The organism is Synechococcus sp. H70.1, assembly GCF_047502705.1.
Classification (GTDB): domain Bacteria; phylum Cyanobacteriota; class Cyanobacteriia; order Thermostichales; family Thermostichaceae; genus Thermostichus.
On the sequence record NZ_JANSIV010000033.1, the window covers coordinates 1 to 9,502 of the forward strand.

Annotated in this window: 9 protein-coding genes and 1 tRNA gene; 4 read left to right on the forward strand and 6 right to left on the reverse strand. The window is 60.9% G+C overall.

Annotated features, from left to right (window positions below):
* A partial coding sequence (alaS, locus tag NW827_RS02205) for an alanine--tRNA ligase (protein ID WP_414503289.1) occupies positions 1 to 1,568 on the reverse strand: 1,568 nt, incomplete at its 3' end.
* Positions 1,569 to 1,827: 259 nt separating this feature from the next.
* On the opposite strand from alaS, the gene NW827_RS02210 reads away from it, so the two are divergent.
* Positions 1,828 to 3,471, forward strand: coding sequence for a protein kinase domain-containing protein (locus tag NW827_RS02210; RefSeq protein WP_414360553.1), 1,644 nt, complete (start codon positions 1,828 to 1,830; stop codon positions 3,469 to 3,471).
* A 9-nt stretch (positions 3,472 to 3,480) separates the two neighbouring features.
* Here the strand turns inward: NW827_RS02210 and NW827_RS02215 are convergent, their stop codons facing one another.
* Positions 3,481 to 3,957, reverse strand: a complete 477-nt coding sequence (locus NW827_RS02215) for a hypothetical protein (protein ID WP_414360556.1) — start codon at positions 3,955 to 3,957, stop codon at positions 3,481 to 3,483.
* A 48-nt stretch (positions 3,958 to 4,005) separates the two neighbouring features.
* On the opposite strand from NW827_RS02215, the gene NW827_RS02220 reads away from it, so the two are divergent.
* The 3 genes from NW827_RS02220 to NW827_RS02230 all read left to right on the forward strand — a co-directional run bounded on the left by NW827_RS02220 (position 4,006) and on the right by NW827_RS02230 (position 5,821).
* A tRNA-Asp gene (locus NW827_RS02220) sits at positions 4,006 to 4,079 on the forward strand.
* Positions 4,080 to 4,164: 85 nt separating this feature from the next.
* Positions 4,165 to 5,226, forward strand: a complete 1,062-nt coding sequence (locus NW827_RS02225) for a histidinol-phosphate transaminase (RefSeq protein ID WP_414360558.1) — start codon at positions 4,165 to 4,167, stop codon at positions 5,224 to 5,226.
* 157 nt (positions 5,227 to 5,383) lie between these two features.
* Positions 5,384 to 5,821, forward strand: a complete 438-nt coding sequence (locus tag NW827_RS02230) for an Hsp20/alpha crystallin family protein (RefSeq protein ID WP_414503290.1) — start codon at positions 5,384 to 5,386, stop codon at positions 5,819 to 5,821.
* Positions 5,822 to 5,855: 34 nt separating this feature from the next.
* On the opposite strand, the gene NW827_RS02235 is transcribed toward NW827_RS02230, so the two are convergent.
* The 4 genes from NW827_RS02235 to NW827_RS02250 form a co-directional block, all read right to left on the reverse strand.
* Positions 5,856 to 6,638 carry an S-adenosyl-l-methionine hydroxide adenosyltransferase family protein gene (locus NW827_RS02235; protein WP_414403987.1) on the reverse strand — a complete coding sequence of 261 codons (783 nt, stop codon included), beginning with the start codon at positions 6,636 to 6,638 and terminating at the stop codon, positions 5,856 to 5,858.
* Between the two features lie 63 nt (positions 6,639 to 6,701).
* Positions 6,702 to 7,454 carry a response regulator transcription factor gene (locus tag NW827_RS02240; RefSeq protein WP_414360566.1) on the reverse strand — a complete coding sequence of 251 codons (753 nt, stop codon included), beginning with the start codon at positions 7,452 to 7,454 and terminating at the stop codon, positions 6,702 to 6,704.
* A 170-nt stretch (positions 7,455 to 7,624) separates the two neighbouring features.
* Entirely contained in the window at positions 7,625 to 8,995 is a 1,371-nt protein-coding gene (locus NW827_RS02245; protein ID WP_414503291.1) for an FIST N-terminal domain-containing protein, read from the reverse strand.
* Between the two features lie 87 nt (positions 8,996 to 9,082).
* A partial coding sequence (locus tag NW827_RS02250) for a M23 family metallopeptidase (protein WP_414503292.1) occupies positions 9,083 to 9,502 on the reverse strand: 420 nt, incomplete at its 5' end.

Sequence of the window (9,502 nt, forward strand, 5' to 3'; positions counted from 1 at the left end):
TCCTCCACCCGCACCAACACGCCCTCCCCGGCCAGGTAGCCGCGATCGCCAATTTGCCCCCCGGACTCCGCATAAAAAGGCGTGCGATCCAAAACCACCTGCACCACCTGCCCGGCCTCTACCTGAGGCACCGACTTCCCTTCCACTAGGAGCGCCTCCACCACGCCGCGGGCAGAGGACTGGCTGTAGCCGAGAAACTCCGTCTCGATTAAAAACTCAGCCAGCTCGTCCAGGGATCCCTGAGCCATGACATCGAGGGTTTGGTGGGCGGCGCGGGCCCGCTGCCGCTGTTTTTCCATCTCTTGCTCAAAGCCCTGGACATCCACGCTGAAGCCGTGCTCCTGGGCAATTTCCTGGGTCAGCTCCAAGGGGAAGCCATAGGTGTCAAAGAGCTTGAAGGCGGCGGCACCGGAGATCTGCTTTGGCGCGCCAGTGGCGGTAACGTCTGCAAACAGATTAAACAGCAGCCGTTCCCCCCGCTCCAGAGTCTTGAGAAACTGCTCCTCTTCCCGCTGCAGCTCGGCTTTGATCACCGCCTCCCGCTCCCGCACCTCGGGATAGGCCGCCTCCGCCAACTGGATGGCCGTCTCCACCACTGGCCAGGTAAAGGGCTCGCCGATCCCCAAGAGGCGCCCGTGGCGCACCATCCGCCGGATCAAGCGCCGCAGCACGTAGCCCCGATCCACATTGGAGGGGATCACCCCATCGGCAATGAGATGCATCACCGCCCGCGCGTGATCCCCAATTACCTTGAGGGAGACTTTCTGCTCAGGGCTGGCCCGGAAGTAGTCCACCTGGGCAATCTCGGCCGCCTTCTGCACAATGGGAAAGATCAAATCCGTCTCGTAGTTGTTGGGGACTCCCTGCAGCACCTGAGCCAGCCGCTCCAGCCCTAGGCCAGTGTCAATGTTTTGCTTGGCCAAGGGGCTGAGGCGGCCCTCGCTGTCCCGGTTGAGCTCCATGAACACCAGGTTGTAGATCTCCAAGAAGCGGGAGTCGTCCCCCAGGTCAATCTGCTCATCCCCCAGCTCTGGCTTGAGGTCGTAGTAGATCTCGGAGCAAGGGCCGCAGGGACCAGTGGGGCCGGCAGCCCAGAAGTTGTCCTCCTCCCCCATGCGCTGGATGCGGTGGGGCGGGATCCCTATCTCCTCGCGCCAGAGGGCAAAGGCCTCCTCATCTTCTTGAAAGACGCTCACCACCAGGCGCTCCGGCGGCAGGCCAAACACCTCTGTTAGCAGCTCCCAGGCCCAGGTGATGGCCTCCTTTTTGAAGTAGTCGCCGAAGCTAAAGTTGCCCAGCATCTCGAAAAACGTGTGGTGGCGGGCCGTCCGTCCCACCTTCTCAATGTCGTTGGTGCGCACGCATTTCTGGGCCGTTGTAACCCGCGGATAGGGTGGCTCTTGATGCCCCAGGAAGATGGGCTTGAAGGGCAGCATGCCGGCAATAGTCAGCAGCACCGTGGGATCCTCCGGCACCAGGGAGGCGCTGGGCAGTACCTGGTGGCCCCGCTGGGCGTAGAAGTTTAGAAAAGCCTGCCGGATAGCGGCACCGGAGAAGGATGGAGACATGGCCAAGGCGAAGAGTAACTGTATTCAATTCTAGGTTTTTTGTTGCTAGAGCAGTTGAACCCTCGGGGCCTGGATTTTGCCGGCACCACCTGTCAAGGCAGCAAAATCTATGCGATTTCTCCGCTTGAGCTCGCGTGGGCAAACGCTAGGATCAGCCTGTTGGAACCAGATGTGGGTCTAGGCTAGATGTCTAACGCGCTTGCCCCCCCAGCGGCCCCGTCTTGGTTACCTAGAGGTCACCGGTAGCCTTTGGAGGGGTATGCTCACCTGCTATTGTCTCAATCCTGACTGTCTGCAGCCAGAAAATCCGCCGGATGCTTCCATCTGTGCCTCCTGTGGCCAGCCGCTGCTAGTGCGCAATCGCTACCGGGCCTTCAAGCGCCTGGGGCAGGGGGGATTTGGCGCCACCTTCTTGGCCCGCGATGAAGACCTGCCCTCCAAGCCTTGGCGGGTGATCAAGCAGTTGCGCCCGGTGGGGAATTCGCCCCAACTGGCCAAACTGGCAGAGGAGCTGTTTAACCGCGAAGCCAAGGTGTTGGAGCGCCTGGGGGAGCATTCGCAAATCCCCAGGCTCTACGCCCACTTCCAGGAAGGTGGCAAGTTTTACTTGGTGCAGGAGTTTATCGAGGGGATCACCCTCGCCCAGGAGGCGCGGCGCAACGGGCCCTTTTCTGAAGAACAAGCCCGGCAGGTGATGCAGGAGGTGCTGCTCATCCTCAGCTATGTCCACAGCCACAACACCGTCCACCGCGACATCAAGCCGGCCAATCTCATTCGCCGCAAAGAAGATGGCCGCTTGGTGCTGATTGACTTTGGGGCGGTGAAGCAGCTGGGGCCAGGCCATGAGGCCCAGGAAGAATATACAGCCATCCGCTCGCTGGGCTTTTCTCCCCCAGAGCAGGTGGCCGGTCAAGCAGTAGGCCCTGCCAGCGATCTCTACGCGCTGGCTGCTACCTGTATTAACTTGATGACTTTAGAGTCGCCGGCCAAGTTTTACAACCACCAGACTGGCCAATGGGATTGGTCGGATCGCCTGCAGCTTAGCCCTGAGTTCGACGCCATTTTGCGCCGCATGCTGCAGCCGGCCATCAGCCAGCGCTTTGCCACGGCTACTGAGGTGCTGCGGGCTCTACAGGGGATGGAAGAGAGCTCGCCTTCCTCGCCAATCCTCCTGCCTCGCTCTCCGTTGACTACCGCCTCCAGCCCCTTGTTAATCTCCGACCATTGGGCCAGACGCCGCTCAACCTCTCCCCCCCTGCCCCAAACAGATGGACTCTCGCCTACACCGCTCCCTCGGCCCGGCGCGGGAGGCCTGCTGCCCGGGGGATCTGCTCCCCCTGGTTTTACCCAACTCGGCCCCACCAGCCGCATCACCGGCAGTGGGCGGATGAGGCCGGCCACCCCGCCGCGGCTGCCGTCTCTGGCGGGGGCAGATCTGCGGGGCAAGTCCTTTGCCAACCAGAACCTGGCCGGCTATGACTTGCGCTGCGCCGATCTGCGGGGGGCTGATTTTTCAGGAGCCAATCTGCAAGGGGCAGATCTGCGCGGCGTCCGCTTCAACGTGCCTCAGCCCGGCTGGCTGCGTCTTCTAAACCGGCTTCTTGGGTCAGCCCGAACCCTGGGCGGGATCTTAGCAGGCCTGGGAGGGCTCCTGGGAGCAGGCGGCCTAGCGTTTTTGCTCGTTCATTTTACCGCGCGCAATGTGGTCTATGCCCTAGGGGCAGCCGGGATCGCAATGGTAGCGGCCAGCTCGGTGCTTTGGTCTGTAGGCAGCAGCACCTTCCTGCTGCGCGAGGAAGGGGGCAAGCGCTTTACCAACTTCTCCAAAGCCGATCTGCGGGGGGCCCAGATGGAGGAGAAGTTGCGTAGGTTTGCCCGCCGCCAGGGGGCTCTCTTGGACTGAGGTTCCGCCTTAGGCTAGGGGTGGAGGAATGACCTGGCGCAGGGCTTGGTTGATCTGCTCCACCAAAAGCCGACAATTGACAGCTTTCCCTTGCCGCCGCTCCCCCGCCTGGTCGTAAAAGACAATGCCTTCGGCGCGGGAAAACCCCAAAGACAGCAACAGCAGCTCCAAAACCTGGAAAGAGGCGGCCTCCAACTCCGGTGCCTGCTCCCGCAGCTCTGCCAGGGTTGCCTGGGCATCTTCCAGATGGCCAAAAGCCGGGATCCAAAGATGGCTGATGGGCTCCGTTCCAGGAGAGGTTTCCACCAGTCGTGCCGTTAGCCAGCCGCCATCGGGATAGCGCAAGATGGTGTACTGCAGGTGATCCAAATGTTGGGCCACCTGGGTCAGCACCGACGCCACCTGCTGCATTGCTGTGGCCGGGATCCCGTTCTGCGGGGCTGCCTCCACTAAGGTTGCGGCCTGGGCCGCTAGACTAGGTACCATGATTGACAACCATCCTTATCTAGGTCAGAATAGGTACTTGTAGCTCCTGGGGCTGTAGTTCAATTGGTTAGAGCACCGCCCTGTCACGGCGGAAGTTGCGGGTTCGAGCCCCGTCAGCCCCGTCCAGATTAGAAACACTCTAGCTTACTTTGGCAAAAAGGTTAGCCCTGCTATCATAGGTACCCTGCCCCGTCAGGGAGATCTGCCTTGCGGTATCTGCGCCCAGATTTGCTTCAGCTGCAGCCCTACGATGCTGGCCTGGCCACAGGGGCTGACAAGTTGGATGCCAACGAGTTCCCCTGGGATTGGCCGCCGGGCTTTAAGCAGAAACTCTCCCTTCTCTGGGAAAAGGAGATCCCAAGCAACCGCTATCCCGAGGCCCAGCAGTGGCGCCTCAAGCAGGCCATCGCCGCCTATGCGGGGGCAGCGCCTGAGCAGATTAGTGTAGGCAACGGCTCCGACGAGCTCATCCGATCCCTATTCATTGCCACCTGCCTGGGCGGAAGGGGCGGCATTTTGGTGCCAGAGCCTACCTTTTCTATGTACGCTATTCTGGCTGAGAGCCTGGGGATCCCGGTGGTGCGCGTGCCCCGCCACCCCGAAAGCTTTGCCCTGGATCTGGGGCGGTGCCAGGAGGCCATAGCCGAGCAGCGGGTGCGGGTGGTGTGTTTGGTGGATCCCAATTCGCCCACTGGCAATGGCCTAACGGCAGCTGAGTGGGAGTGGGTGGAAGGGCTGCCGGAAGAAATTCTGGTGATTGTGGACGAGGCCTATTTCGAGTTTAGCCAGCACACGGCCCTGCCCAAGTTGGCAGAGCACCCCAACTGGGTTATCCTGCGCACCTTCTCCAAAGCCTTTCGCCTGGCAGCCCACCGGGTGGGCTACGCCATTGGCCATCCCCAGCTCATCCAGGTGCTAGAAGCCATCCGCCTGCCCTACAACCTCTCGGCGATTTCCCAGTGGGCTGCCCGGCTTGCCCTAGAGCATGCCGAGGAACTTTTGGCCGACGTAGCCCTCATCCGTCAGGAGCGGGAAGCGCTTTACCAGGCCCTCCAGGAGCTGCCGGGGGTGCGGGTTTGGCCCAGCCAAGCCAACTTTCTCTACTTTCGGGTAGCCAACTGGGATCCCCAAGCGTTGCAGCAGGCCTGGCAGGAGCTAGGAACCTGTGTGCGCTGTACCGGCGGTGGGCTGCGCCTAACGGTGGGCACCCCTGAAGAAAACCAACGCGCTCTGGAGCGTCTGCGGCTGCTTTTACAGCCAGTGAGGTAAAGGGATCCCTCCCTACTGGGATCGGCTTGCCCTCCTTTGTAACAACAGCAGTCTTGGAGGATGGAAGTGGGTTTGGATCCCGCTCTTCCCAAACTTCTGGAGAGAAGTGGGATCCAAGCGCCATTGGTGGATGGCTTGGCTTACCCAAGGAGGCATCATGGAAATGGAATTGGTTTACTTCAGCCCCTTTGACCTTCCAAGGCAGCAGCGTTCCAGCGAGCGCCCTCGCCACTTCCTCACGGTGCCACTCCAGGTTTGGGAGAGCGGCGAAGCCTACACTGTCCAGGTGTGGGTGCCGGGAGCTGATCCGGAGCGCTTCCGCATCGAGACCACTGCTCAGCAATTGGCCATCAGCGGCGAGATTCGGCTGCAAGGCCCTGAAGGGGCCGAGTTGCTCTATCAAGAGGTGGAGCCACAGCCTTTTCAGCGCCTCCTCCGACTGGGCAAAGCTATTCAGCCGGAGAAAGTCTCGGCCACCTATCGGGATGGCATTCTCACCCTCACCTTGCCCAAAGCCGATGCCGCACGGGTTGTCAAAGTCCAGGTGGGCCCCACTGCACCGGAAGCTGTGACGGTGGAAAGCCAGCCTGCCTAGGCTCTCCCGTTGCAGGGGGAGAGGGGTGAGGACGCTAGCCAGCCCACTGCAGGCGCACCTCCTCCCCTACTTTGAAAGCGAGGCTACGGCTGGCGTTGCCGCGGTTTTGCACAATCTCCACCCAGCCCGAGCTGCCCACCAAGGCCAGCAGCTCGCCTTCCCTTCCGTCGGCAAAGGTGGTGGCAGAGCGGATGGGGAGGCCTTTGATCCAGGCGCTCCAGCGCCGTCCCTCCACCCACTGACCCGGCAGATTGGTGATGCCATTGCCAAAGTGGTCGATGGCCTGGATGATACCCCGGCAGCCGTTGCTCTCCAGCTGCGGTGGCGGCCAGTCCCAGCGAACCAGCTCGGTCACGTCTAAGGGATCCCCCAGTTCTGCCAAAGGGATCCCGTTGGCCAAGTGGGCCGCCACAGGGGCAAAAATGTCCCGCCCGTGAAAGGTACGGCTGGGAGAAGGAGTGCGCCAGTAGCGGGGTCGGTTGAGTTCCACCGCAGCCAGAGGTGGGGATTGCTCCAAAACGCCGCTGAAGAGACCATTGTCAGGGCCGACCAAATAGCCTCTTTCGGTTTGGATGGCCACCGCCCTTCGGCTGCTCCCCACCCCCGGATCTACCACCGCCAGGTGAATGGTTCCAGAAGGTAAATGGGGATAGGCCGTCATCAGGGCAAAACGGGCCGCTGCCACGTCCTGGGGCGGGATCGCGTGGCTGAGGTCGATAAACTGAACCTGTGGCGCGATCCCCCAAATCACCCCCTTCAGAATGCCGACGTAGGGATCCTGGAGACCAAAATCCGTGAGTAGACTAATGATTTTCATGGGCGGGCCAGGCAGCGCTTGCTTACCTTCCTACCGGCAACTGCCCCTGCTGTGGGGGCACCCTCATGAGGAGGAGTCTTTTGCCAGCTCCGGCTGGGACGGAAGGGGCTCGGCAATGTTGGGCAACTCTAGGCAATAGCCTGCCCCGTAGACAGTTTTGATGTACTGAGGGTGGCGGGGATCCGGCTCCAGCTTGGTGCGCAGGTGGCGGATGTGGACACGGATGGTTTCGATGTCATCGTCGGGATCGTAGCCCCATACCTCCTTGAGGATTTCACTGGGGGAAACCGTCTGGCCGTGCCGCTGCAAGAGGCAGTGGAGCAGGTCAAACTCCAGGTGGGTGAGCTTAATGGTTTTGCCAAACCACACCGCCTCAAACCGCTCCGGCACCAATGTCAAGGGGCCATAGGTGAGGATCTCGCCGTGCTTAGCCGTCTGAGGGATGCGATCGGCACGGCGCAGCAAAGCCCGTACCCGTACCAGTAGCTCCTGCACCTCAAAGGGCTTGGTCAGATAGTCGTCAGCACCGGCGTTGAAGCCCTCGATCTTGTCCTGGGTTTGGCCAAGGGCGGTAAGCATCAAAATGGGAATGTCGCTGGTGCGTTCGTCCCGCCGCAGCCGTTGGCAAACCGTTAGTCCATCCACTTGGGGTAGCATTAGGTCGAGAATGATGAGATCGGGGAGAACTTGCAGAGCTAGCGCCTGCCCACGAACTCCGTCAGTAGCCTTGACAACTTCGTAGCCCGCCAACTCCAGATTGATACGTAGAATATCTAGGATTGAAGGATCGTCCTCAATGATGAGTATGCGAGCCATAGATGGTTGCAGCCCAAACTCGGATAAAACGTTTTGTTAAAGGCGCTAACAAAGAATTGAGGCTTTCCACCTCAAAGTTTACTGAATTCTACATCCATTGCAGCAGGCAAGCGAGGCTGGCATAGCCTCCAGTTGAGGAGTACACCTAGCTCGGCCTTCTAGGGCCTTGCTTAGGAACTGGCTCCCCCGCCAGAGGGAAGCCAGCAGGCGGGCCGGAAGATACCAAAGCAGGAAGTGTAGCCATGTAAAAAGGTGGATCCCCCCACTGGGCCAATCTCCCCGTTGCAAAAAAAGCCCCCCAATGGCACCTCTCCCAGGATTTCTCGAAACTGCTGCGAGTCAAAGTTGGGGACGCCATATAGCCCCTTGCCTCGCCCCAAACAGGCGAACATTAGCGCCCCACAAGGCTGCGGGCTTAGCTGGGAGGAACGTTCTGAGGCAGAATTTCGCCCCAAGTTGCGTTCAAAGCAATAGCGGCTGAGAGCCCACCGCAGGTCCTCTGCCGAGGTCTGGGCATCCCGCAGATGAAACTGCACTGTCTGGCCGGAGCGCACCCGATCCCCAATGGCTATGGCTCCCACTCGCGGGTCAACGCCGAGGATTACGCGAATGAGAAAATCCCCTGGTGTTGGATCCGCCTTAAACTCATCCATCAGCAAGCCAATGAAGAGGGCGTGGCGAGCCAACTGGCGATCCGCGGGGCTCAGGCGTTCGAACAAATCCTGGAGGACCGCTAGGGGCGGTCGCCCTTCCAAGCTGAGGATGACATTGCCCTCTGCTTCGGTAATGCGCAAGGGATCCCCAATGGGACGGCACCCCTGGGCCACCACTGCCTCCAGCACCACGTTGCCGGAGAGCGCCAGCCCCACTGTGCCTTCCCGATACAGCTCGCAGCGGGGCGTGGGGGTACGTGCATCCAGCAAAAACAAAGCATTGCCCCGAGGACCGCGGCCACCGCTGGCCAATCCCCCCACCTTGACGGCGCCGGGATAGGCAAAATCTAGCCCCTGCAGCAGCTCGGAGATGCGGGAGGAAAATCCATCGGCTAGGAGCAAGAAATGGGGCTGGGCCTGCGGCGCAACCCCTACTTGCTCAACCCACGCCGAAGGAGGTGCATCCAAATCAGGCAGTTGATCCCCGCGCAGATGAAAGGGGTGCAGGGCCACCTCGGGCAGCACCGCCAAAGAAAGCGACAAAGCCGGCCCCTCCTCAATTTCCTGGCCGCCGCCAACAATGCCACCCCCTGAGCAGCCAATTAAAACGTCCACCTCGAGCAAGTCGGACAGCAAGGGCAGCACGCGAACGTACTCGCTAGCAAAGGCCGCTGACACAAATAGGATCCCTAAGTTGGGCCGTAGCGGCTGAGGGGGAAGGTAGCCAGTAAGCAGCCCCGGCAAGCTGCCGGAGCCCACCCCCTGCACCTGTTGCGTCAGGGCATTTTTCAGTTGAGCTGCCTGAAGTTGAGCCTTGGCTTCCTCCACCACCTGTTGCAGAGCTGCTTCCAGGGAAGGGAGCTGGGAGAGTGCGTTCGCCCACTGCATCGGTGCGTTCCTAGAGGTTGGGAGCTCGCTCTTTTAGGCTAGCAATTTATCCTCTGGACTGGCTGTTCTAGGCTGGCCCTAGGGGGATCAGGGCAAGTAGGGCAGGGGATTGACAGGCGCGCCTCCGCCAGGGCGGACTTCAAAGTGCAGGTGGGGTCCTGTGCTGTGGCCCGTGTTGCCCCGGCTCATGATGACCTGGCCCTGCTGCACGTACTGGCCCTCGGACACATAGATCTGGTGGCCGTGGGCGTAGCGAGTAACGATCCCGTTAGGATGGCGAATGTCCACGTAATTGCCGTAGCCATCTCCAGCGTTGCCGGCAAAGGTCACCAGCCCCTCCTGAACGGCTACCACCGGCGATCCCAGCGGGCCAGCGATATCGATCCCCGCATGGAAGCGACCCCGACGGTAGCCAAAGCCAGAGGTGACTTGCCCCGAAACCGGCCAAATGAAGCCGCTGCGGCGGGCTGGGGGAAGAGGCGGAAGAGCTCTCTCTAATACACATCT